Source organism: Bacillus nitratireducens, from assembly GCF_001884135.1.
GTDB lineage: Bacteria > Bacillota > Bacilli > Bacillales > Bacillaceae_G > Bacillus_A > Bacillus_A nitratireducens.
Window position 1 is genome coordinate 88376 of the sequence record NZ_MAOC01000078.1, and the last position, 23607, is coordinate 111982.

The following is a 23607-nucleotide window of genomic DNA, read 5'->3' on the forward strand; positions in this document are numbered from 1 at the left end:
TTCCACTGAATATCCCATATATTATACACTATAATTTTCCAAAACTCGAATGACCCATGAAAAAAAGAAGCAGTACACTACTGCTTCTTTTCTTTTTTATATTGTTCAAACGTATGAATTCTTTCGAAAATTGGTGGATGGGTATATAAGAAAAACTTCACTAACGCAGGTGGATTTACTTGGCTTAAGCTCGTTTTTGATAAATATTGAAAAGTTTTTACGCCAGATTCCCCATCTTTTGTCATATCTAAAGCGTATTGATCTGCCGCTCGTTCTTCTATACGAGAAACGTAGTTTGTTGCTGGTTGTGACGCAAACGATAATACAGAGGAAATTAAGAAAAATAAAGGTAAAATTGAAAAACATGCCATTTTGGAAATTTGCAGCGTATCTCCCCATTTTCGAATACACATATTTAAAATACGACTAATTAAATACATACCTATAAACGATATGAAAATATAACTCGCAACGCCCCAATATATATGTTTCATTACGTAATGTCCCATTTCATGGGCCATAATAAATAAAATCTCTTTATCTTTTAATTGCTGAAGTGTTGTATCCCACATTACAATACGAAGGTTTTTTCCAATTCCTGTTACATATGCATTTAACGCATTTGTTTTTTCCGACATATTTACTTCATATACATGTTCAGATGGAATATCAGCTTTATCTGCGATTGCTAAGATTTTCGTTTCTAATTCCTTATTTTTCAGCGTTGAAAAATCATTATAAAGTGGATCAATTACAACAGGTTGCACGAACGTTAAAAAAATTGTAAACGGTACAGAGAGTGCCCACCCTGCTAGCCACCATCTCTTCGGGAATTTACGGATGAGCCATAAAAGAACTGTAACAATGAGTAACATAGTCGCATAATTCACCCAAAAATCGATAACATGATCTTTTATCCAGCTTTGTGTACTTTGCGTGGAAATACCGTAATCAACCGACACTTTACGCCCAATCCATTGCATCGGTAATGCAAGAACTGTTGTCAGTAATGATAAATAAAAGAAATAAATCGCAACTTGTAAGACATTTATTTTGGTCGTTTCCTTCGACCATTTCTCAAACTTTTTTGAAATACCGAGCACAAGTACAAACAATAAAATAATCCATTCAAGAGGCGTCGCTAAAAAGTACAGTAAGTTTTTCACGCGCGAATAATCTTGGCTTAGCGTAAGCTCCCTCGCATTCATAAAAGTCTCTGGATCTGCCCTCGTTCCTTTATACATGTCCGGAATGAGTTCATGATTCCATCCAAATAAATACCAATATATAAGTAACGCAAACCCAACGTACAAAAAAAGCGACCATCCAATAACTTTCCTCACGCTATTCCCTCCTCTATGCTGCCTGTCTATTATTATTGTAAGTTCGTACTTTCAAAATTAGAACAAGCTAATCGTGAGAATTGTTCTAGCTCGTTCCATTTACATAAAAAAACTCTTCTATTACAAGAAGAGTTTCACCTGTTTTTAAATATTTTCTTCGGCTCATAATCTGGTATAGGAAATGTACTTACAAACCAGCGCCTTTTACATATCGTATATATTCATAGTCCTTAAAATCCTTCTTAAGGAAGCACATCTATTAATAAACTAAAATCTTGCAAAGAAAATGAACTATATTTCATAATACCTTGTACAGTTAAAAGTAAAATAAGACCCATCACACACATATAATTAATACTTTCTTCATGCTTTTTCTCAGCAACTACTCCGCCCGTTATGCATAAAATCCCTAATAAATGGAGCGCTAAATACATAAAAAAGTAAGCTTCCTCCCAGCGAAGAACAACATTTACTGTCGTAATCAATACTAAACTCAGTACAATCAAATAAAAAAACTTATTTGACGATATTGTTTCATTCATATAATTTTATACATCCCTTTCAAATTTCGAATTAATGATGATTTAGTTTTCATAAAATAAAAGTCCCCACTACTTTCTCAAACATTTTATGAGCCCTAACATAATTTTCTTCGTTCTTTACATACTGTCTGAAGATACGCCTCATCATTTCTTCCACAATAAAGCTAACTATTATTAATGTCCCTAACACGATAAGATGAAATCATTATTGATGGAGAAGTACTTACGTCTAATAGAGGTGGAATCTATCATTTCCTTCAATATTTCCTCAAACATCTTCTCTACCTTACTTATCCCCCACTATGCTCGAAAAGCTCTTTTCCTTCTCCTCATATATAACAGGCACTTCTTTACTCCAATATTTGCGATTCACAAATAAAAAGATGAGTACTAAGTTTAATCCTGCTATAAAAATAATTAATCCTGGAAAGAATGTCGTATAGTTCGAAAAATCGGCAAAACTCATTATCTTTTCTCTGCTTACTAAAAAAGAAGCACTAAGCACAAACGCATTGTTTAACATATGAATGGCAATTGGCATGAGTAAGCTTTTCGTACGAATATATACAATTGATAGTACGATGCTAAACACAACTGCACCAAGGAAATCAACATGTAAGCACGCAAATAAAAGTGCTACAACGACCATTGCTATACTAGTACCCCATTTCGCTGCAAAACGCTGTAGTAAAAATCCTCGAAAAACAAATTCTCCGACAATAGGCGCGATAAATACGACCATAATAAATTGATATACATATCCCCCGGTACTATCTATAATCGGTTCATGCAAGGCATTCATAATAAAATCTGGTGTAATCCATGCAAAGCTGTACATATACAGAATAAGATAGCCGTAACTAAAAATACATAGCATAATTGCGATATACAAAACTTGCACTAGGTTAAATGTTTCGTTTCGATTAATAAATAATGAAAATGAAACACGATGCTTTCTATATCCGTAAAACAGCCATATTATTGGAAGGATATAAAATATAAGAATATTTATTAAAGATGAATTCTGTATATGAAATGTATTTTCTAGCACTTCATTACTACTTCGTGCTACTAAAATTAATAATGCAAATACAATTAAAAAATATCTAGCTCGCATCGTTTGAAACGGATTCACATTCATCTCCTCCCCATGTTACTTTTATCATATCATTTGAATCTTAATTTTTTGTGAAAGAAAACCTTAAAATTTCCTTAAAAATTCCATAAGTTACAAAAAGATGATATGATATTCGAGGAAATTAGGAGGGATTCATATATATGTATCACGCAAATATTTTACTTGTTGATGATGAAACAGCAATTTTACAATTACTAACCACCATTCTTAAAAAAGAAGGTTTTTCTCATATTACAACTGCAACATCTGCGGAACTAGCCTTATCTCTCACCGAGCAAAACAATTACGATTTAATCATTTTAGATGTGATGCTTCCTGGACAGTCCGGTTTTGACATTTGTCCAATCATTCGCCAAAAAACGGATTGCCCCATCTTCTTTCTAACAGCGAAAACTTCTGATTTAGATAAAGTATCTGGATTTTCATACGGTGCGGATGATTACATTACGAAGCCATTTAATCCGCTAGAAGTAGTGGCTCGTATGAAAGCCCAACTTCGAAGACATATGCAGCAAAGCGTACAAGAACAAAAAACGCACTCCATTTCATTTGGGAGATTTGAAATTGATCAACATTCTGCGGAACTAACAGTAGATGGAAACGTTGTCGAATGTTCGGCTCAGCTCTTTCAACTACTACTCTTCTTTTGTGAGAATCCGAACTACGTATTTTCGAAAGAAGAAATATATGAAAAAGTTTGGGGAGCACCTGCCTATAATGGAGATGATAATACTGTTATGGTTCACATTCGAAAGCTACGTGAAAAAATTGAACAAGATCCAAGTAAACCAGAATACATAAAAACAGTTCGTGGACTTGGCTATAAGTTCATTACAAAGTAGGTTAACGATATGAATTTTAATAAACGACTTATAATACAGTTTATTTTACAACACGTTTTTGTCTTAGTTACGTTACTTATCGCAGTAGTCGCTTCTTTTTCTTATTTAATTTTTCTTCTTAATAGTACTTTATATGAACCTAATATTTCTGATTATGATACCTTTACAATCTCCGAATATATTTCTTCTGAAGACAATAACATTACTTTAAAATCTAAGGTAAAAGATTTAATAAAAGAAAAGAGTGATTGGCTTCAAATTGTAGATGAAGATGGAAAGGTCCTTTACAACTTTAATACGCCTAACGATGTTCCTACCTCTTACACAAAGACATCCTTACTTACGTATTTACAGAATAGCAGCAACAGTATTTATAAATTTAACTATTGGGAAATTAAATTAGAAGAGAAACCAGTGATCGTTATTTACGGTGCCAAACTAAAAAGTAATGCTTTACTAAAAACGATACAACAAGGGCATCCTTCTTTATCATTAAATGAATTTGCACTAACTGAACAAGAAAAACAATTAATTTCTAAAGAAAAAGCAACACTGCAAGTATTTAATAACAATGGCGAAGAAGTTTTTTCCTATCCAACTGGGAAGAAAAAAACATTTTCGGCTATAAAAACGGCTCTTAATGAAAAAGAACCGTGGAATTATAAAGAAAATACATCTAGTTTTTACGATTCAAATAGCGGTCATCTCGTCGTTGTATCCGCCCCAAACGCTCATTATTATCCAGATGATGAATTAGATGATATATTTACCAAAAAACTTCTAATCGGATGCAGCTTAATCCTCCTTATTGTGTTTGTTTATTTAGTCATTCTTTCAATTTGGTATGGAAATAAGTTTGGAAAGCCTTTATTACACACGATGCGCTGGCTTAAAAACATAGCCGGAGGAAAATATGAAGAACCTGTTAGTAAAAAAGGAAAACCTGTTCGATTCCGGCGCTCCGGTAAAGAAAAATGGTCGTTCCGTATATTTAAAGATGTTACAAACTCACTAGAGCACCTTTCTATTACTTTGAAAAAGAACGATGCAATGAGAAAAGTACTGCAACAAACACGTGAAGAGTGGATTAGCGGCCTGACGCATGATCTAAAAACACCGCTTAGCTCTATATACGGCTATGCACTATTACTAGAATCGAAGCAATATAATTGGACTGATCAAGACATTCAACAATTTGGCCATGTAATGAAAGAAAAATCTCAATATATGACTACATTAATTGACGACTTAAGCTTAACATATCAATTAAAAAATGATACTCTGCCTGCGCAACACGTAAATGTTGAAATTAATCATTTCGTCCAAAAAGTATTATTACAATTTATTAATAACCCGACACTACAAAATCAAAACATTGAATTTGTGCCAAGTTCAAGCAAAATCCAATATTTTATTGAAGAAAAATGGTTCCAACGTATTATCGAAAACCTACTCGCAAACGCTGTAAAACATAATAATGAAACAACAAACGTAATCGTAAAACTTTCGCAAAATGCAAATTCATTTACACTATCTATTTCAGATGATGGAAAAGGTATGGATGATAAAACGAAAGAGCTTCTATTCGAGCGATATTACAGAGGAACGAATACAGAAGAAAGCAACATCGGAACTGGACTTGGCCTCGCCATTACAAAACAGCTCGTTCATGCTCATAACGGAACGATCTCCATTGATAGTGAACTTGGAAAGGGAACGACGATTATACTTGTGTTTCCAGTGTAGCATGCTAGTAAATGAAATGATATCGTACACAACTCCCATTATATCGACTTAACTACAAAATACGACAGTAGTAGCAACCTATTAATAAAAGAAGACCGTCCAAAAATACCTTTTGGACGGTCTTTCTTTCTATTATTTCTTCTTCACCGGTATCCAAAGTTCAATTTGAGCGAACTCACTTTTATCTGCATGGGAACGTTCATCGTATAGCTCAAACTCATTAACGCCGCAATGTTCGTATCCTGAATGCGGGAACCACTCTGAGAATACAGCATTCCACGTTTGATGAATAGACGATACCATTTCTTCATGAGGAACTTTCGGCGTTGTAAATACTGCATATGTCGCGGCTGGGAATGTACGCTTTGCAACTGCATTTGGTACATTTTCAAAGTCTGTAACTTCCATTCCAATAATATAAGTGAAGTCCCCTGTTTCTAAATTAAAATCAGTACATAATCCTAGCTCTACCCATTGGCTCGTATCTTTACGATTCGGAATCGTCGTTCCAAGATCTTTTTGTAAATATTCTTGCCAAAATGCTGGGATATCTTGATGGTTTTTTCCTTCTTTACTTGTCGTCTTCAGCTCATAACCCGCCATTAAAAATTCTGGTTTATTTACAATACGATATTCCATTTGTATGCCCCCTAAATATGGATTTAATTTTCTTTGTTTTACATTCACTCTATAATACATTGGTGTTTCAATTTCTTGTTTTCGATATTCACTTGGTGTCATTTGAAATAATTTTTTAAAGGCTCTCGTGAACGTTTCGTGAGATTGAAAGCCATGCTCAAATGCGACATCAATAACTTTTTCATCCGTATGAGAAAGTTGATAAGCTGCCCGGGCTAACCTCCTCTTTCGAACATACTCCATTACTGTATCGCCTACTAACGCCTGGAATACACGATGAAAATGCGACTCAGAAAAACCTGCAACACGTGCTAAATTACGCAGCGTTTGTTTTTCCATTACATCTTCCTCAATATAATCAATTGACCTTTGAATTTGTGTTTCATAGCTTTCCATCTCTGTTCACCCGCCTTATATGTATTATGATAAAAGAGAATCCTATCCAATTCTTGACGTTTTTTACTATAATTCCGTAAAAATTGTAACTTTTTTATATGTATTTCGTTGTTATGTATGAAGGGAGGGAAATGTAGTGAAGCGCAAACAATCATTAGAAGAAATTTACTCAGAGCATATGCAAGATTTATTTCGCTATCTTCTCTCCCTAACCGGAGATTCTCATAGTGCTGAAGATCTCATGCAAGAAACATTTTACCGAATGCTCGTCCATATTGACTATTATAAAGGAGAGGAAATTAGGCCATGGTTATTTACAATCGCCTACAACGCCTTTATCGATTGGTACCGAAAAGAAAAGAAGTATAAAACAACGCAAATTGAAGAATTCCATTTACCAAACGTGCCAAGTACAGAACACTCTTATTTCGTAAAACATGAGATTACTAGTTGGTTACAAAGTATATCCTCACTTCCGCTCGAAAGACGAAATGTGTTGCTACTACGAGATTACTACGGATTCTCCTATAAGGAAATAGCAGAAATGACTAACCTCTCGTTAGCAAAAGTAAAAATTGAATTACACCGAGGACGAAAAGAAACGAAAAGCATAAAGGAGTGATACAGATGGGTTGTACAGAGTTTAAAAAACTGTGGGAGAAATACGAAAAAGGAACTCTCACACATGATGAACAAGAACGGTTAGAAAGTCATATTGAGACTTGCGAAGAGTGTGAAGTGCACTTGGATGAATTGCTTGCGAAGAGTGAACCAGTAAAGAAAAGGTTGCCTCCAAAAGATCTTAAAGTTCCATTTTGGAGGATTAAGTGGAAACATCGATTACAAACGGTTGGTTTTATACTAGCAATTTGTATCGTTATATATATGATTGGCGGAGCATTATCTGCCTTTTATTTTCAAGCTGATAATGATAAACGACTAAAAGAAATACGAGATGTTCCTTCTCTTGCACTTGAAGCAACTATCCCAAATAGCCGCGTCATGGGGGGCGGAACAAGTGTAGAAGCTTTCTTTCGAACAAACAGCCAATTTGATTTAGTCAAAACGATTGGTAAAAAAGAAATGCCACTCGGTACAATAGAAACAAGCAGCTTCTTATCTTCTTTAAATATCACACATAAATCTTGGGTGAATATGCACTATCAACCGAACATCCACTTTGTTCATCCAAAAATCAAGCAAGGTGATTATTTGAAAGATGCATCTCAAAAGGTTTGGGATACACTCGCAAAGGTACATGAGGGAACCGTTGCAGAAGTAGCAATATCTTTTGACAAACCTTACACTTTACAAGAATTAGAACCACTTTTATATAGCGTATTTGAAGCACAAGAAATCCCTCCAACTCCTGTATGGTACGCTTTAGATACGGGACAAGAAAGAATAAACGAAGAAGATTTCATCCTATCTGGGGGCGACTTTATAGGATTTCCAGAACATATAGGATTCCTTGATGATGAAACAGAAAATCTGAAAACACAAGAGGCTAAAGTAATTGAAATGATGCGTATTCTTTCTACGCATGAAAAAACTGTAAATAAAGTAGCTATGCTTCCTGAGGATCAGCTGAACTTAGATAAACGTTATAAATATGTAAAAGATAACGGCGTAAAAGTATACGGAATGGTCATTACTGGCCCGTCGAAAGAATTATTAAAATTACAAAACTCCCCGCACGTACGCTATGCGACTCTTGGAGATATTGAGGTTTGGAATTGGTTTGATCATTAATGAGAAAAAGGTAGAGCATCCCTATTGGATGCTCTACCTTTTTTACTCAGAAATCACTTTCACATACATCCCTCTTATCGCCTTTTCATAAGCGATATCGCTCATCTGTCTTATTTTTTCTGATACGACAGACGCCTGAACGATTTTCCCTTCACGAAGTAAGGGCGGGTCAATAAGACGCACTTTATTTTTCTGATGTAGATCATACTCATTTCTATCTTCTTTTACTTCTATACTTGGATGAACTTTTCTTAATAAAGCATCTACTTCTTGATCTTTACATAGCTGCAATTTCGTAATAAGCTCATAATCTTCAAGGAGAAAGTCATCTGCATGAATAACCTTTTTATGAAGAGCTAATTTTAACGTTTTAGCTAACATATCGTTTCCGTAAATGTTCATTGGCTTCATAAAGAAATCGATTACCTCTTTGTAATACGTTTCTGTAAACCATTCTGCTATTTCGATATTTTGAATGACCATTTTCCCATCTACTTCGATTACATCCTCTAAAAAACTATGAACTTCTTCTAAAGAAATATATCCATATGTAAACATATCCCGTAATGTGTAATCCACTCGGTCTGCACATAATTCTGGCGCAGATCTTTCAAGTAAAGTCCACTTCGAATCATCTAACAAAATATCTTCATAGTTATAACCATGTTTTGAAAGAATCGCCGGGATTTCCGAGTTTTTCACGACAGAACTAAATATTTCTTCATGATAACTTTCATTTTCGCTATCAAAAACATAATCAATCACATGAGAAAAAGCAGTATGCGATACGTCATGCAGTAAACCAGCAATCTGTTCTTCTACTGAACCACCAAGTTTTTTAATTAACAACATAGCACCAACTGAATGATCAAAGCGCGTTACATTCCATTTCTCATTCATTAAGTAACTTGCTCCGGCTTGATGAATCCCTTTCAGCCTTTGCACAGGTTTACTTAAAATTAAGTCTTCTAACACTTTATCTACTTTAAACTCACCGTATATGACATCTGATATGATCACTTAAAATCCCCCTTTTTAAGCAGCGTCTTCTTATAGTATCTCTTTTTCCAAAGAGAGTAAATACGGACATTTCGCCCTCTTATATCTATAATTAAAAATATATTGATTTTACATTTATTTTTATGTATATTATAAATGTCTGTTATTTGTTTTAATTCATTTGTTTTTATTGAGCGCTCCTTATATGGAGCCTTTTTTCATTTTTAAAAATAGAGAGCACTCAGCTCTCTATTTCATAATCCTATTCAAATGTAACTTCAACCTGAACAATCTCAGATCTACTTCCCAGTCTAAGCGGTGGTCCCCAGAATCCAAACCCAGAAGAAACAATCGCGTGGAATGCACCTTTTTGTGCGTATCCCCAGTCTAGTTCGTACATTCTTCTCGTTACAATATGATTCGGTGCCATTTGTCCGCGGTGCGTGTGACCGGATAGTAGTAAATCCACGCCAGCATCCGCTGCTTGTTTCAATTCAAATGGTTGGTGATCCATTGCGATAACAGGAAGCGATTTATCTACCGTACTCATTAGATTTTCAAAGCTTTGACGATCACGCTCTGTTTTATCCCTTCTTCCAACGAGATAAAAATCATCTTCAATTGTAATGACTTCATCTAAAAGAATACGAATATCAATCTTATCCATCTCTTGTAAAAACTCAGGAACAGCTCGGCCGTAATACTCATGGTTTCCTAACACACCATATACGCCTAATGGAGCTTTCATTTGTTTCATAATTGGTCCCATATTTTTTTGAATGAACACACCTGGATGATCATCGATAATATCTCCTGGCAATAAAATAATATCCGGCTCCATCTCATTTACATGACGAACGAGTCTCTTTAAATGAGCAACTCCAGACAGTTTACCGAAATGCATATCAGAGGCCATCGCAATGCGTAAACTTTTACGCCCTTCTACTTTTTTCGGTATGTGCACTTCGTACTTTCTTACTACTGGACTATATGCGTTGAATACTCCATACGCAAAAATTAAGATGAACGCAAGTAACACGGCCGATCCTGTCCAAATAATTGCCGCTTCTTTCTCCACTGAAAACTGTAAAAGAAAGACCATAATATCAGCTAACGGTAATAACATAAGTGCGTATTGTATGACCGCAAACCAAATTGAACCGACCGTTCGTAAAAATGGCAAGAACTTAAACACTTGTACGAGAATATACGCATATGAAATGAAGCCAACTACGAAAGCGTAATATCCCCAAGATTCCCAGCCGAACACCGTACTGAGCCAAACCCATCCGTTCCAGCCGATGTAAAACATGAGTAGTGTGTATACAATTAAAATAGTGAATATATTGAGATAACGAAAATTTTTCACTGCTAGCCTCCTTATTGATTTCTTCTATTATAACTTGTTATGTGCCTAGAACGTAAATAGTAAGCAAATCAAAGTGATTTTCTTCTTACTTGTAATCTTCCCGCATTATCATACACTTCTCTTTGTAACCGCTATATTCAAAGCACCTTTATTTTTCTGTTTTACACTTGTGAGAGTTAATACTCACGTGTATATTTATAATAAAGTGAGCATGAATCCGTTTCAATGACCACATTTAATTATTCGAGTATTAATACACACATTACAAGATTTGTGTATTAAAGAACGGAGGAACATATGGAGAAAATCGATAGAAGAATTATAAAATCACAAACCGCAATTCAATCTGCATTTATAGAAATGTTAATTGAAGATGGCTTTGACGAAATTACAGTAAAAAACATTACAGAAAAAGCAAACATCGGGAGAAAAACCTTCTACCTACACTACCTAGATAAATACAATTTATTAGACAAAATTGTGGACAACCATTTAAATCAATTAAGAGAAATATGCGATATAAAACAAACAAAAGGTTATATAGAAGGAACTGTCATATGGTTTGAATACTTCAAAGAACACAAACCATTTTTCGCAGCGTTATTTAGAAGCAACAGCACATTATTATTTCAGAAAAAGTTACTAACTTTTATCATGGGTGAACTAGAGAAAAAACTAAATACAAATACGTCAGTGAATAAAAACATTGATACACACATCGTTTTAAAATTTTTAGGAACTGCTGTAATGGGCATTTTAGAATCTTACGTATTAGACGAAATTGATAATGATGTTGAGTATGTTGCGACGCAAGTCGGGGAATTGATGAAGAGGAATATATAACGGTTATGAAAAAGTGCACCCGAATTGTTGGGTGCACTTTTTATATTTATTTAAGTAACTCAACATAATACAGCGTATCATCCGTCTGAAAATACATAACAGATCCGCGGCTATAATAAGTAACAAATTGAATCGGTTCTCCTAGTTCATTACGAAGATTCATATCATGCACATGATTATTATTTAAATCATAAACAACCAACTTTTTATCTCGAGTAATGAATACTACTTTATCTTGAGCGACCGCAAAACTTTCCGACCATATTTCCTTAATTACATTTATTTCATTCCATGACATATGAATTTTTTTATCTTTCATTTGAACTAAAGGAAATTCTGAATAATAATAGAGCCAAACGTCTCCATCTATAACGTTCATTGCATAACAATCATCTATAGGAGGTACATTAAACCTTTCTACATATTGATCATAACTATCAAAAATCAATTGACCTTTAGAGTCACAAGCAACTATACCATTTACTCCAATTGGGCACTCTCCGAAAACCCCTTCATCACAATAACTAACCCATATATCTTCATTCACATCAACCTGACAATCTTGAATCCCTTCTCCGGCATAAAACTTACAATGTTCACTTCCGTCCGAATTATAAATAACCGCATTATCTTCTTCATAATTAAATATAAGTAACCATCTCTCTCCAATTCGTTGCATACATTGGACAGATTCAACATCGATATCTACGTTTAAATTGAAACTCTTTCTATTTACATTATTTTTATCCAAATAAATAATACAAGGTCGATTCTGCTTGTCTTGTACTAGTAACATTACATTTTGTTTATAATCCAAACTCATTTTTTTAAACTGATAGGCTTCAACAATAGACTTAAAACTTATTAACTCTTTACATATAATACCTTTCATATAGATGAAAATCCTCTCATTGATTCTAAACATAAAAATAAGCGTCAAACTTCTATACTTTTAATAAGTTTGACGCTCGCTCTCAATCACTTCTCTATTTATTCTCCCTCTTCTAAAATCCCATATTGCTCCCAACAAAATATTCGTTTCCCTTTAACAGCATATATTGTTTGATCCCTTGAAAAAATATACTCAAATTGAATAGGCTTTCCATCGCTATCTACTGTTAACAGAGTTGCTAATTTTTTATTTACAAGTGAATATGCATGTATTTGATTGTTATCTACACCAAAGATAATATTATTTTGTACTTTTAAATATAGTGATGTATGATTCAATGTTGTTTCATACAGAATAACTTGTTCGCACCGTTCTTTATTAATTTGTGTGAATGTATACGTTCCTTGCTCGTTATAGTAAGACATTAAAATATCACCTGTCTTCTGTATATGTATCGCTGTACAATCACAGATAGATTTATTTATTGAATTATTAAATTCATTAGTAATTAAATCGCCATTCTTAGAAAAAATAGCTAATCCGCTCTTTTCAAATTTATTAATATCATATATATTTTCCCAATCTATCGAATCAAATTCTTCATCTGAAATAAACAATTCCTCTACAGAAGTAAATATACCTTCTTCACTATATCCAACCAATAAATGTTCTTCTTCATCAACTTGAAAATATTTTATTCCATTTCCTAAGTAATATGAAGCAACGATATTTCCTTTTTTATCAAAAATTGTAGCCGTTGTATCGTCCTTTTTCTCAACGAAACTTTTAACCAAAACCCAATCTTCTCCTAAAGGTTGAATGAAGTTAAAATATTGATTATTTTCTATAGTATAGTGTTTCAAAACGCCAGATTTCAACGAGTGTATAATTTTATAATGATAAATGTCTGTAACCTTTTTATCCAATACTAAAATTATAATATCTTGTTTATTTCCCGTTGTAATGCAGAGAATTTCTCCTTCTATATATGAAAAATCCATCCGCTTATTAAATACTAGTTTTCCCACAACTAACAAACCTCCAATGAATCAATAACAATCTAATTCCTATCACTCCTGGAAACCTTCTTTTTATTTATACTTTTACAATCGATCCAAGCTGCTTCCCATCACTGAATGTTGCTGTTACAGACTTTATTTCTTTTCCACTCTCTACAACTTTAACACTTGTACGGTTTCTAAAACTATCATATATGCAAGATTCACTTCTTCCCTCTTGTAATGTCGCGTTTAAAACGTTAGTGCATTGGATCATAATCCATAAAAAAAGAAGAACCTACGTCAGCTCTTCTTTTTAGAAATCACGTTTCTATTATGAATTTAAATATTCAACTGAACATCCATTTTTCATAAATTCTCTTTTATATAATTTTTAGCTACTTCATTATTTGGGTCATCTTTTAATATTTCTTTTGCCCAATTCATAGCTGATTTTTCTTCAAAAACATTCTCTGGAATACCAGCAAAAAACAATAGAAACTCTCTATATTGCATATTATTAGGTTCCAATTCTATACACTTCTTTGCATGATAAAAAGCAGCTACATATGCCCCCTCTAAATGACATAGTGGATGACATAAAATATCTGATGCTAGTGAATGTAATCTAACATCACTTCGACTCTCTAAATAACTAGTCAAGAAAGTGTATACAATAATATTCGGTTCATTAAAAGACCATTCCATTAATAAGTCTTCTAATTCCTCAATACTTATTTTATTTGCATGTGCTATCGCATTTCCAATATCTCCTCGATAAATTTCATCTTTTAACAAATCATGCATTATTTCACCACCCATTCGATATATATCTTCTCTTCTTCACATACGTAACCGTTACCTGTTTCCCTTTTACTTTCATTTATTTTTATTAATAATAAGACGAAGCTCTATTTCTTTTAAGTTTTTAGAAAGATATTTAAAACGATAAAAAAAAGCGTAGTAGTTACTACTACAACACTTTTAATCCATTCAAATCTATTTCATAAAAAATAAACACATTAATTATCTAAATAATACTGTGATGCACTTATAAATAGTTCTAATTTTATACTCCTACTGCTATTTATTCCATAATACGTTCTTCCGCATAACAAACAAATACTTGCTTTTCCGAACGTAAAGATACTATATAATACTCATTTTCAAAATTATCATGTACATCTAACACTAGAAAATATTCGTTATTTTCCGTTGCAGGTTTGTGTATTTCAATGTATGTGTCCATGGTTTCTCCTTAAAAATAATTTTTTACATCACCATGACATATATAAAGAGAGAAGAGCTTATATAAGCTCTTCTTTCTAAAAATCATTTCTCTATTTATTTCCCCTCATACTTCACACCTTCTCACGAAAGTTCTCCAGTAAAGAATAAATAAACTATTATAACGCCTAAACCTATCGAAAATATTCTAAACAAATAATAACTTATAGTTAGAATAATTGGAAACGCACTTGTCAAACTGAACAATGCAATAAACATACGATTTTCTTTATAAGTCTTTTTATCTATTTTTAATCCTAACCATATAAAACTAATACCTATAAAAAAAGCACACAAATCTAAAAGAAAATCTATCATAATTCGAGAAAACTCGCTTTAATATCAAAAACTTGTAAAATATCTTGTTCTAACTTTATTGCATTAAAATCAGACTTTGCCCTCTTACCCAATATCCTAATAGATTGAATAATGTTTTTGATTATTAATATTTTTCTCCCTGAATCATCTGCCAACAAAAATGTTTCATAATCAATCCTTAATCTAAAATCTGCTTCTTTACTCTTCCTTTTAAAGAGCTTTCTTTCTTTATGAAAACCCGCATCTTCATATTCCGGATTTATGTTAACTACTATAGGGATTATAGCTATTTCTTCTACTTCGCTACCATAATTATTACTATTTAATTTTTCAAGGTCACTACTGATTTCTGAAATTATATTTATAAATTCCTCAGCAATGTCTCCTTCTAATTCACCACTTAAAAAAAACCTCATAATCACTCACCCTTTTCAATAATCGCTTTTATTTAGCGGGGGACGATTTCCATTTTAACACTAGTACGGTTTCCAAATCCATCGTATGTGTATGATTTACTTGTTCCATTTTGTAATGTCTCGTTTAAAATTTAATTCATTGAATCACGATTCAAAAAGAAAGAAGAGCCACTTTCAGCTCTTCTTTCTTTACAAATCTCTATATTATCATCAATAATTATTTTCTTCTTAACCTCTCAAGTACTTACACACTAAGTAATAATAAATTATAACTAAAAATAACTATATACATCATAAAAAATCGAATATAATATAGCTGCTCCTACACCGATCGAAAATACCTTAAACAAATAAAAACTGAAAGACAGTACGATTGGGAATGGTGTTAATAAAGAAAATAGCAGTGAGTTAACACGCTGCTTTTTAAAAGTTTCTTTATCTATTATAATTCCAAAAATTATAATTCCACAGGCTATAAAAAAACACAGTACCATAAAAAAAATGTCTTCCATATATCTCTCCTACTTTATTATTATTTTTTAAAGGACCTTATCTATATTTTTAGTAGGCTCTACTTACAATCCATTCGGTAACATAACAGCCATAAACAAGTCACTTCTCTCACCTGGTGCTATATATATTCCTTCTGCATCTAAATATTCAATGGAAAAGGCTGCTAGCTCATACGCCATTTCTTGATCGCATTCAAAAAGTGAATTTATAAAAACCTCACTTCCTGTAATCTTTTGTAAATCTTTCAAACAGTTAGACTTACTTCTTGCATAATCAGCCACATTCTCATTAGCCCAAGACCACATCCAACTGTTACTCTTTCCAGACCAAGAACCTATAAAAACAACACTAAATTCAAGTAACACTTGACCATTTTTTTTAAACTGTAATATACATTGATCTTGATCATACCAATACTCATCAAAGTTATAGATATTATAATCCGAAATGAATTTTTGCTGTTTACTTTCTAATTTGTCATAACACATACCAAGATAATTCTCGAATTGTTCATCCGTCATTGTCAATTATCACACGCTCCTTTACTTCAAGATTCCCGCTACAAACAATATATCTTACTCTCTCAAAACCTATATAAAGTGAAACTTTAATCAGCCCTCACCAATTGGGCTTTTATGGGCAGACTGTCCCCCACATATCATATACGTTTCTACCACTAAGCTATCTTAATATATACAAAGAAACAAGAGCTTATATAAGCTCTTGTTTCCATAAATAGTTTCTTTACTCAGTCTAATTTATTTTATCACGATAAGTAAATTCACTATTACACAAATGTCCCCCAACCATCTGTATATCCACCAAACTCTTCACCCAGTTTATTCAATTCCTTTTGCATCTCTACAATATCCTCATAAATTAAGAACATTTCTTTAGAACAAGTACAAGTCCAATCTTCAAATTCTTCATTATAATCTAATTCACAATTTAAGCCCTGCTCTTGTAATTTGCCAATTATTTTTTCTCCATTACCTTAATCAGGAATTGCAATAAAGAAATCCACTATATGTTTTTTATTAAAATCTATACCTTGTTTATATAACATATTTAATACTTATCCATCTTCATCTTTTGGGAATTTCATTTTTTTCTCCTTTCATTATACCTTTTTAAAAGATAACTTTTTATGTGAATAATGTTTCTTATCTGTAAAGCTCACATATTCTATTCCTTCACAAAAACTTAAATCTCCATCGACAACAGTACTACCTACAAAAGAAAAACAATTTAGTTCTTTTAATTTTTTTATAAAACCTATTGTTGGTATATCTCCGCAGTCTAATAAACGTAATATTTCTAGAGACTCTAAATATTGAATACTACAGAATGTTTCTATATTTTTACACATCTCAATTTCCAAACTAGTCAATTTTTCACTTGTATATTTTAGAGATTCTATTGATTTTAATGTACGAAGATAAAATAATTGTAAAGACTTTAAATTTCCGAAACTTTCAATTCCACTAAGTGAATCAATTTTTGATTGAGTAATTTTAAAGTATTCTAGCCCTCGTAATTTTTCTAATTCCTTCAAGTCTCTATTTTTAGGATTGTATTTCCATAAAGAAAGTGATTTTAAATTCGTTAGTTCCTCTAAGCCTGTCACTTTTTTATCACAGTACATCGCCAAGCTCTCTAAGTTTGTTAATTTATTTAACTCTAATTTAAAATTAGAGTCTATTACTGCTATATCTTGAAGTTTATTCAAATTATATATACTAGATACATCTTTTAAAAACATGTTATCTAACATTAAATGGGTAATATTTTCACACTCACTTAAAAAGTTAATATCTTCCAATTCATAGTACATATCAGATATTTGCACTCCAGAAATATTAAACATATTAATATATTCTATACATTCACCTAAGTTTTTTTGAGATACTAATACAGTTTCCCCATGTTCATCTTCTCTTACATAAAAACCATTTTTGTATTTTAAGTTCATCTACTACTCCTTAATATCATGTTTATGTGTCGTATGTTCTATAAAAAAATAATTACTATACAAATGAGGTTATTCTCCTCATTATACTTATTTTCACAAATAGAATGGCATATTAATTCATTTTATATCATCTTAATAGCAATAATCCAAACACCTATTTTCACAATAAAAAGACTATCTAAAATTTAATTTAAAATAGTCTTTCATTATATATTACCCTACAACTTGCGTTCCTCATCCATCATAACTAACATATATATAGATTTAGAATAGGGTGATAACACTTTTATTTTAGAACTTACTCCTGATTTCAAGACATTCATTAACAATCTATATTAACTATTGCTGATAGATATTAGTTCTCACCGTTTTTTTATTTGTAAAAAGAGAAGCTGCACAGTTTGAACTATACAGCTTCTCTTTTTTCTAAATACCTTGTTATCTTTCGCGTACTTCAAACACATTTCCACTAATACAAGTAAAATACAATAAGTTATTTGTTTTAATGACCTCATATATGGAATCAGAATCCAAAATAAACTTTGGTAAATATAATGTGAATTCTACCTTACCAGATTTTATGTCTAAGCATTTTACTTCAAGTTCATGTGAAGACATATAGATCTTACCTTCCACATATCTCGGAGCTCTTATCACGTCATGTCCAAACCTTGTTTCCCACTTAATTTGGTTATGTACTAAATCTATACAATAGACTTTTCCATTCTTCATAACTGCAACACACATATTATCAACTAAGTTAGGTTCAAGTTGTATTTCACCTGATAATAAGCATTTATATATTTCTTTGCCATCGTCTACTCCAAAAAATTGAAGACATGTTTTCCGTTCTGCTTCATCGTCCATATCAGGTATATGTCTAACCAAACCTATCTTTAAGTTATCAGCTATCACATATAAATAATCCTCTTCTTCAATCTCTATCTCAAAGATTAATTCTGGTGATTCTTTTTTCAAATTCCACCTTTGAATACGCTCCATTCCCACTATTAAAGCCATATGATTTTCTATATATGTAGGAGTATTGGGGCGACAATCAATATTTTCTCTCCATAAAATATTACTATTTAAGTCAACAGCTGTCATACAAACTATATAGGGATCAATTATTTCTCCTTCTTCATAACATTCTCCTATCAGAACATAATAATCAGAAAACAGTCGCACCTTCAAATTTTCTCCACCAATTCCAGTATATACAGTCTGTTTCTCTTTTCCTGTTTGAATATCTAATATGATGTTCAAACCGTAATCCATCACAACCATTACGTCTAATACATTATTTGGTAGGAGATAAACCCCTTTTATTTCTCCTTCCAATTCTAACTCCCATAATTTCTTTCCATCTTTTGCAGACATGCACACAAGTTTTGATTCTTCCTCTTCTCTACTAATATCTCCTACAAAAACCTTATCATCTTGTTGACAGAATACAATTCCACTCTCAACAAAATTGAGATGTTCCGTCCAAAGTGTTTTTTTATTCAACATGTCTATTTTACTAAACTTATGCGCTGGTCCATTTCCAACATATAAAAAGTCGTTGTCACTTGAGAATTGAGGAAGAATTTCTATATTCCTTTCATTTTTCAGGTCACTCCAGCTTATTTCATAACGACTTTCACTTGAATATTTCCGATAAACATTCAAGTTTCCATTAGTAATGAAGTCCTCATCTAGATTTTCTAAGTCAATTATCTGTTTATAAGCGGCATTCAAATTAAAATCTTCTGGTACTTTACTAATTAATTTCTCTATATGCTCCTTACAAAAATCAAATACAACATTAAAAAACTGTACTCTTTCAACTGAAATAATTTCTTTACTACTACTAATATTAATCATATTTTCTTGTTGAATAAATCTTAGAGTCTTCTCATAGTTATCTAAGAATAATGTAGCCTCTTTATACTTTAAAAGATTTACCCACACATCAAAAAATTGTATTAAGGGCTCTATAATATTAGTCTCTTCTTCATAAATGATTTTTTCATCTATGAGGAAAATTATTTTACCTCTTAACATTTCCAACTCGTCTTCATTAAAATATTCCAGTTTTATATTAAATCCTTCTTTTATTTTCCCCATAATGCCCTACCTCCAGTATGGCCAGTTTTTTAATGTGTCCAAGTATTAACTAATTGCATGTCTCCTGGATTTTGATGGTGATGCCACGTATAACTTTTTGGATTTTTTCCAGACCGTATTAGTTTTAACTCAGCTATATTAAACTTACTTTGATATTTCTTATATGCTTCTTTATTTAAATAATCAAATTGGGATGCATTACTTTTTTCCAATAATATTGTGGAAGCTTCATAAACTCCCTGCATATGTATGCAACAACCTCTCCTGATTGTTGATTCATATTTGACTCATTCTTATACGATTTCGGTAATACAAAGACATCTTCTTTCTTCTTATCTAAGAATTTAATGAATTTTAGAAAGAAACTCAATTAAAAAAATGGAAGATTTTAAAGAAAGATATCAATTCCGACTCTTTATCGACAATTTTCCATTTTCTATTCCATAATTCATTACATTTAATTAAAATATATTTATATACAAATAATTATTAAACAAGGTGTACTATCTACCTTATTTACGTTTAATAAATAAGGGGAATACAAGAAATTAAACCCATAAAATCTCTTTCCTTCATTACCTATTCCCCTTAATATACCGATCAGTAGCATCAATTTCTTCTAAAAATCCTTATCCCAAAAACAAAAAAATGCAGCCCCTATACGTACTCATATAGGGACTGCACCTTATTATTAAATCACAAAATCCTCCGGAATAAACACCTTCACTTCTCTCGGATGTACATATACAAACTCACCTGTTTGAATGTTAAGCTTTCTAAACTGTTCTTTACTAATTTCCGCTTCTAAATATTCATCTGTTCCGTCTCGCTTCAATTCTACATATACGACAGGGCCAACTGCGTGAGAGTATGTTACTTTCGCCGGGATGGCATCTATACTTTGTTTCGTACGATCGATTGATAAGTGATGTGGTCTTACGTATCCCACTCCGTCTACGTTTGAAACGTGCTTATGCTCTGGTGCTTCTAGTTCCACTGATCCTACATTTAGCTTACCTTTATGAACGCGGCCGTGAAATAAATTCACGTTTCCTAAAAAGTCATATACGAACGGACTTGCTGGTTTTTCATACACTTCTTCCGGTGTTCCCATTTGTTCAATGCGCCCTTCATTCATTACAACGATGCGGTCCGCAACGTCTAGCGCTTCTTCTTGATCATGCGTTACGAATACGCTCGTAATTTGAAATTCGTCATGTAGTTTCCGGAGCCATCTTCGCAATTCTTTCCGTACTTTTGCATCAAGTGCACCAAACGGTTCATCTAACAATAAAATTTTCGGTTCTACTGCAAGTGCCCGGGCTAGCGCGATACGTTGACGTTGTCCGCCAGATAATTGCGCTGGATAACGTTTTGCGAAACCATCCATTTTTACTAGCTTCAATAGTTCTGTTACTTTTTCTTCTATTACTTCTGCTGAGGGCCTTATACTTTTCTTTCTTACTTTTAAACCGAAAGCGACATTTTCAAATACATTCATATGTTTAAAAAGTGCATAGTGCTGAAAAACAAAACCGACTTGCCTGTTTTTCACGTGAATATTTGTTAAATCTTCTCCATCAAATGAAATAGTGCCTCCATCCGCTTCTTCTAATCCTGCAATAATTCGTAATAACGTCGTTTTCCCAGAACCTGATGGGCCTAATAAAGCGACCAGTTCACCTTTTGGAATATCCAAATGAATGTCTGTCAGCGCTTGAAATGTACCATATTGTTTTGACACATTTTGAATTTGAATACTCATCGCACTCACCCCTTATTGTCGTTTTTCCATTCTCCATTCAATCCAGTTTTTTATAACGAGCGTAAAAACTGCGATGAGTGACATTAAAGTCGCCACAGCGAACGCTGCTGAAAATTGATATTCATTGTACAAAATTTCAATATGAAGCGGCATCGTATTTGTAACGCCGCGCACGTGACCAGACACAACGGAAACCGCTCCGAATTCACCAATGGCCCGGGCGTTACATAAAATCATGCCGTATAAAAGGCCCCATTTTATATTAGGTAATGTAACGCGCCAAAACATTTTCCAGCCGCTTGCGCCAAGTGATAGAGCTGCTTCTTCTTCACTCTTTCCTTGCGCCTGCATAACCGGGATTAATTCACGCGCAACGAACGGAAACGTAACAAAGATTGTCGCAATGATAATACCGGGGACAGAGAAGATGAGTTTTATCCCATGTTCCATTAACCATCCGCCAAAGGCTGCACGAGGTGTAAAAAGTAAAACAAATACTAATCCCGCAATGACTGGTGATACAGCAAACGGCAGTTCAATAAGAGATAATAATAGTTGCTTTCCTTTAAACTGAAACTTTGTAATAAGCCAAGCCGCTGCTATTCCGAATATCGTATTCAGCGGCACAACGATTAAAGCAACGAGAAGTGTTAACCTGATTGCCAAAAATGCTTCTTGATCTGTTACAGCGGCAATATATACATCAATTCCTCGTTCGAACGCTTTCATAAAAATTGTCACGAGCGGCAGTAATAGAAAGAGAGATAAAAATAAAATTGTTATCGTAATGAATAAAATTGGTACAAACTTAGATTCTTTTTTAACTGATACGCTTTTTACTATTTTCTTTTCTAATAATGTTGGTTCCATTTTCTCCCCTCCTATTCGCTTTTCAGTTCATGCCTTCTACTCCAAGTTTGAATCATATTAATAAGTAGTAGGAAAAGGAGAGAAATAATAAGCATCACAGCCGCTACAGCTGTTGCGCCTGCATAATCATATTGTTCTAGTTTCGTCATAATCATAAGCGGTGCAATTTCTGTTTTCATTGGCATATTACCTGCAATGAACACGACAGATCCATATTCTCCTAACGCCCGCGCAAAGGCGAGTGAAAAACCAGCAAGTAGAGCCGGGAATATTTCTGGTAAAATGATTTTCAAAAATATTTGGAAGCGTGATGCCCCTAGACTAGAAGCTGCTTCTTCTACTTCTTTATCAATACTTTGCAGCACTGGTTGCACCATCCGAACGACAAAGGGCAAGCCAATAAACGTAAGCGCAACAATAATGCCGAGCGGAGTAAAAGCTACTTTTATATGAAACACACTAAATATTTTTCCGATCCAACCATTTTCCGCATAAAGCGTCGTAAGTGTAATACCAGCTACTGCAGTCGGAAGAGCGAATGGTAAATCGATTAGTCCGTCTAATAACCGCTTCCCTGGAAATGTGTAGCGGACGAGTACCCAGGCAATTAATAAACCGAAAATGGCATTTACGATTGCCGCTACAAGTGAAGTTGTGAGACTTATTTGATAGGAATGCAACACGCGCTCACTCGTTATAACTTGTGCGAACTTCTTCCAGCCTAGCTGCGAAGTTTGAATAAATACGATAGAAAGTGGTATAAGTACGAATAAACTCATATATAGCATTGTAAATCCAAGAGATAATCCAAACCCTGGTAAAACACGCTTCTTCCTCATATAACGTCACCTCATCCCC

24 protein-coding genes and 2 pseudogenes are annotated in these 23607 nt (G+C 33.2%); 5 read left to right on the top strand and 21 right to left on the bottom strand.

What is annotated here, in order from left to right; translation table 11 throughout:
• Positions 1-77: 77 nt before the first annotated feature.
• The 4 genes and pseudogenes from BAU23_RS20915 to BAU23_RS20930 all read right to left on the bottom strand — a co-directional run bounded on the left by BAU23_RS20915 (position 78) and on the right by BAU23_RS20930 (position 3020).
• The gene (locus BAU23_RS20915) at positions 78-1343 is read right to left on the bottom strand and encodes a M48 family metallopeptidase (protein WP_001233305.1); all 1266 of its coding nucleotides are present in this window, start codon (positions 1341-1343) and stop codon (positions 78-80) included.
• Positions 1344-1585: 242 nt separating this feature from the next.
• Entirely contained in the window at positions 1586-1885 is a 300-nt protein-coding gene (locus BAU23_RS20920) for a hypothetical protein (RefSeq protein WP_001006056.1), read from the bottom strand.
• Positions 1882-2081, bottom strand: a pseudogene (locus BAU23_RS30745) (hypothetical protein); the annotation flags it as partial. The gene BAU23_RS20920 and the pseudogene BAU23_RS30745, both read right to left, overlap by 4 nt.
• Positions 2082-2171: 90 nt before the next feature.
• Positions 2172-3020 (bottom strand): CPBP family intramembrane glutamic endopeptidase, encoded by an 849-nt coding sequence (locus BAU23_RS20930; RefSeq protein WP_001067957.1) that lies wholly within the window; start codon positions 3018-3020, stop codon positions 2172-2174.
• Positions 3021-3163: 143 nt separating this feature from the next.
• Here BAU23_RS20930 and BAU23_RS20935 point away from each other — a divergent pair, with 143 nt between their 5' ends.
• Both BAU23_RS20935 and BAU23_RS20940 read left to right on the top strand, forming a co-directional pair.
• Positions 3164-3865 (top strand): response regulator transcription factor, encoded by a 702-nt coding sequence (locus BAU23_RS20935; protein ID WP_000274573.1) that lies wholly within the window; start codon positions 3164-3166, stop codon positions 3863-3865.
• A gap of 9 nt (positions 3866-3874) precedes the next feature.
• Positions 3875-5611 (top strand): ATP-binding response regulator, encoded by a 1737-nt coding sequence (locus BAU23_RS20940; protein WP_001010428.1) that lies wholly within the window; start codon positions 3875-3877, stop codon positions 5609-5611.
• A 132-nt stretch (positions 5612-5743) separates the two neighbouring features.
• On the opposite strand, the gene BAU23_RS20945 is transcribed toward BAU23_RS20940, so the two are convergent.
• The gene (locus tag BAU23_RS20945) at positions 5744-6646 is read right to left on the bottom strand and encodes an AraC family transcriptional regulator (RefSeq protein ID WP_000446859.1); all 903 of its coding nucleotides are present in this window, start codon (positions 6644-6646) and stop codon (positions 5744-5746) included.
• Positions 6647-6782: 136 nt separating this feature from the next.
• Here BAU23_RS20945 and BAU23_RS20950 point away from each other — a divergent pair, with 136 nt between their 5' ends.
• Together BAU23_RS20950 and BAU23_RS20955 are read left to right on the top strand one after the other, a co-directional pair.
• Positions 6783-7268, top strand: coding sequence for an RNA polymerase sigma factor (locus tag BAU23_RS20950; RefSeq protein WP_000824001.1), 486 nt, complete (start codon positions 6783-6785; stop codon positions 7266-7268).
• A 5-nt stretch (positions 7269-7273) separates the two neighbouring features.
• Positions 7274-8398, top strand: a complete 1125-nt coding sequence (locus BAU23_RS20955) for an anti-sigma factor (RefSeq protein WP_000501921.1) — start codon at positions 7274-7276, stop codon at positions 8396-8398.
• Positions 8399-8440: 42 nt separating this feature from the next.
• Here BAU23_RS20955 and BAU23_RS20960 read toward each other — a convergent pair whose 3' ends face one another.
• Positions 8441-9418 (bottom strand): HD domain-containing protein, encoded by a 978-nt coding sequence (locus BAU23_RS20960; RefSeq protein WP_000587035.1) that lies wholly within the window; start codon positions 9416-9418, stop codon positions 8441-8443.
• 241 nt (positions 9419-9659) lie between these two features.
• On the bottom strand, positions 9660-10766 hold the full coding sequence (locus BAU23_RS20965) for a metallophosphoesterase (RefSeq protein ID WP_000787956.1): 1107 nt from the start codon (positions 10764-10766) through the stop codon (positions 9660-9662).
• A gap of 297 nt (positions 10767-11063) precedes the next feature.
• On the opposite strand from BAU23_RS20965, the gene BAU23_RS20970 reads away from it, so the two are divergent.
• Positions 11064-11609, top strand: a complete 546-nt coding sequence (locus BAU23_RS20970) for a TetR/AcrR family transcriptional regulator (RefSeq protein ID WP_071735101.1) — start codon at positions 11064-11066, stop codon at positions 11607-11609.
• A gap of 46 nt (positions 11610-11655) precedes the next feature.
• Here BAU23_RS20970 and BAU23_RS29915 read toward each other — a convergent pair whose 3' ends face one another.
• The 14 genes and pseudogenes from BAU23_RS29915 to cysT form a co-directional block, all read right to left on the bottom strand.
• On the bottom strand, positions 11656-12501 hold the full coding sequence (locus BAU23_RS29915; protein ID WP_071735102.1) for a hypothetical protein: 846 nt from the start codon (positions 12499-12501) through the stop codon (positions 11656-11658).
• A gap of 98 nt (positions 12502-12599) precedes the next feature.
• Positions 12600-13529 (bottom strand): hypothetical protein, encoded by a 930-nt coding sequence (locus BAU23_RS20980; protein WP_000517500.1) that lies wholly within the window; start codon positions 13527-13529, stop codon positions 12600-12602.
• Between the two features lie 67 nt (positions 13530-13596).
• A complete protein-coding gene (locus BAU23_RS20985) occupies positions 13597-13776 on the bottom strand; it encodes a hypothetical protein (RefSeq protein ID WP_002074862.1) in 180 nt (59 codons plus the stop codon).
• A 92-nt stretch (positions 13777-13868) separates the two neighbouring features.
• Positions 13869-14306 carry a hypothetical protein gene (locus BAU23_RS20990; RefSeq protein WP_000543778.1) on the bottom strand — a complete coding sequence of 146 codons (438 nt, stop codon included), beginning with the start codon at positions 14304-14306 and terminating at the stop codon, positions 13869-13871.
• 280 nt (positions 14307-14586) lie between these two features.
• Positions 14587-14748 (bottom strand): hypothetical protein, encoded by a 162-nt coding sequence (locus BAU23_RS30300; protein ID WP_165615102.1) that lies wholly within the window; start codon positions 14746-14748, stop codon positions 14587-14589.
• Positions 14749-15100: 352 nt separating this feature from the next.
• Positions 15101-15520: an Imm44 family immunity protein gene (locus BAU23_RS21000; RefSeq protein WP_071735103.1), complete on the bottom strand. Its 420-nt coding sequence runs from the start codon at positions 15518-15520 to the stop codon at positions 15101-15103.
• Positions 15521-16095: 575 nt separating this feature from the next.
• Positions 16096-16560: a DUF6882 domain-containing protein gene (locus BAU23_RS21010; RefSeq protein WP_000178873.1), complete on the bottom strand. Its 465-nt coding sequence runs from the start codon at positions 16558-16560 to the stop codon at positions 16096-16098.
• A 260-nt stretch (positions 16561-16820) separates the two neighbouring features.
• Positions 16821-17099, bottom strand: a pseudogene (locus tag BAU23_RS21015) (ribonuclease E inhibitor RraB).
• A gap of 54 nt (positions 17100-17153) precedes the next feature.
• Positions 17154-18005 (bottom strand): leucine-rich repeat domain-containing protein, encoded by an 852-nt coding sequence (locus tag BAU23_RS21020; RefSeq protein ID WP_002074873.1) that lies wholly within the window; start codon positions 18003-18005, stop codon positions 17154-17156.
• Between the two features lie 438 nt (positions 18006-18443).
• Positions 18444-20114 carry an outer membrane protein assembly factor BamB family protein gene (locus tag BAU23_RS21025; RefSeq protein WP_000516242.1) on the bottom strand — a complete coding sequence of 557 codons (1671 nt, stop codon included), beginning with the start codon at positions 20112-20114 and terminating at the stop codon, positions 18444-18446.
• Positions 20115-20143: 29 nt separating this feature from the next.
• Positions 20144-20359, bottom strand: a complete 216-nt coding sequence (locus tag BAU23_RS21030; protein WP_001163233.1) for an HNH endonuclease — start codon at positions 20357-20359, stop codon at positions 20144-20146.
• A gap of 446 nt (positions 20360-20805) precedes the next feature.
• Positions 20806-21879, bottom strand: coding sequence for a sulfate/molybdate ABC transporter ATP-binding protein (locus BAU23_RS21035; protein WP_000027107.1), 1074 nt, complete (start codon positions 21877-21879; stop codon positions 20806-20808).
• 12 nt (positions 21880-21891) lie between these two features.
• Entirely contained in the window at positions 21892-22749 is an 858-nt protein-coding gene (gene cysW / locus BAU23_RS21040; protein ID WP_000433836.1) for a sulfate ABC transporter permease subunit CysW, read from the bottom strand.
• 11 nt (positions 22750-22760) lie between these two features.
• A complete protein-coding gene (gene cysT, locus BAU23_RS21045) occupies positions 22761-23588 on the bottom strand; it encodes a sulfate ABC transporter permease subunit CysT (RefSeq protein ID WP_001227881.1) in 828 nt (275 codons plus the stop codon).
• Positions 23589-23607 lie beyond the last annotated feature (19 nt).

Excerpts from the sequence above, each read along its gene's own strand:
- BAU23_RS20920 (WP_001006056.1), bottom strand. The coding sequence starts at position 1,885 with ATGAATGAAACAATATCGTCAAATAAGTTTTTTTATTTGATTGTACTG.
- BAU23_RS20935 (WP_000274573.1), top strand. The coding sequence starts at position 3,164 with ATGTATCACGCAAATATTTTACTTGTTGATGATGAAACAGCAATTTTA.
- BAU23_RS20940 (WP_001010428.1), top strand. The coding sequence starts at position 3,875 with ATGAATTTTAATAAACGACTTATAATACAGTTTATTTTACAACACGTT.
- BAU23_RS20945 (WP_000446859.1), bottom strand. The coding sequence starts at position 6,646 with ATGGAAAGCTATGAAACACAAATTCAAAGGTCAATTGATTATATTGAG.
- BAU23_RS20955 (WP_000501921.1), top strand. The coding sequence starts at position 7,274 with ATGGGTTGTACAGAGTTTAAAAAACTGTGGGAGAAATACGAAAAAGGA.
- BAU23_RS20970 (WP_071735101.1), top strand. The coding sequence starts at position 11,064 with ATGGAGAAAATCGATAGAAGAATTATAAAATCACAAACCGCAATTCAA.
- BAU23_RS29915 (WP_071735102.1), bottom strand. The coding sequence starts at position 12,501 with ATGAAAGGTATTATATGTAAAGAGTTAATAAGTTTTAAGTCTATTGTT.
- BAU23_RS20985 (WP_002074862.1), bottom strand. The coding sequence starts at position 13,776 with ATGATCCAATGCACTAACGTTTTAAACGCGACATTACAAGAGGGAAGA.
- BAU23_RS20990 (WP_000543778.1), bottom strand. The coding sequence starts at position 14,306 with ATGCATGATTTGTTAAAAGATGAAATTTATCGAGGAGATATTGGAAAT.
- BAU23_RS30300 (WP_165615102.1), bottom strand. The coding sequence starts at position 14,748 with ATGGACACATACATTGAAATACACAAACCTGCAACGGAAAATAACGAA.
- BAU23_RS21000 (WP_071735103.1), bottom strand. The coding sequence starts at position 15,520 with ATGAGGTTTTTTTTAAGTGGTGAATTAGAAGGAGACATTGCTGAGGAA.
- BAU23_RS21020 (WP_002074873.1), bottom strand. The coding sequence starts at position 18,005 with ATGAACTTAAAATACAAAAATGGTTTTTATGTAAGAGAAGATGAACAT.
- BAU23_RS21025 (WP_000516242.1), bottom strand. The coding sequence starts at position 20,114 with ATGGGGAAAATAAAAGAAGGATTTAATATAAAACTGGAATATTTTAAT.
- BAU23_RS21030 (WP_001163233.1), bottom strand. The coding sequence starts at position 20,359 with ATGCAGGGAGTTTATGAAGCTTCCACAATATTATTGGAAAAAAGTAAT.
- BAU23_RS21035 (WP_000027107.1), bottom strand. The coding sequence starts at position 21,879 with ATGAGTATTCAAATTCAAAATGTGTCAAAACAATATGGTACATTTCAA.
- cysW (WP_000433836.1), bottom strand. The coding sequence starts at position 22,749 with ATGGAACCAACATTATTAGAAAAGAAAATAGTAAAAAGCGTATCAGTT.
- cysT (WP_001227881.1), bottom strand. The coding sequence starts at position 23,588 with ATGAGGAAGAAGCGTGTTTTACCAGGGTTTGGATTATCTCTTGGATTT.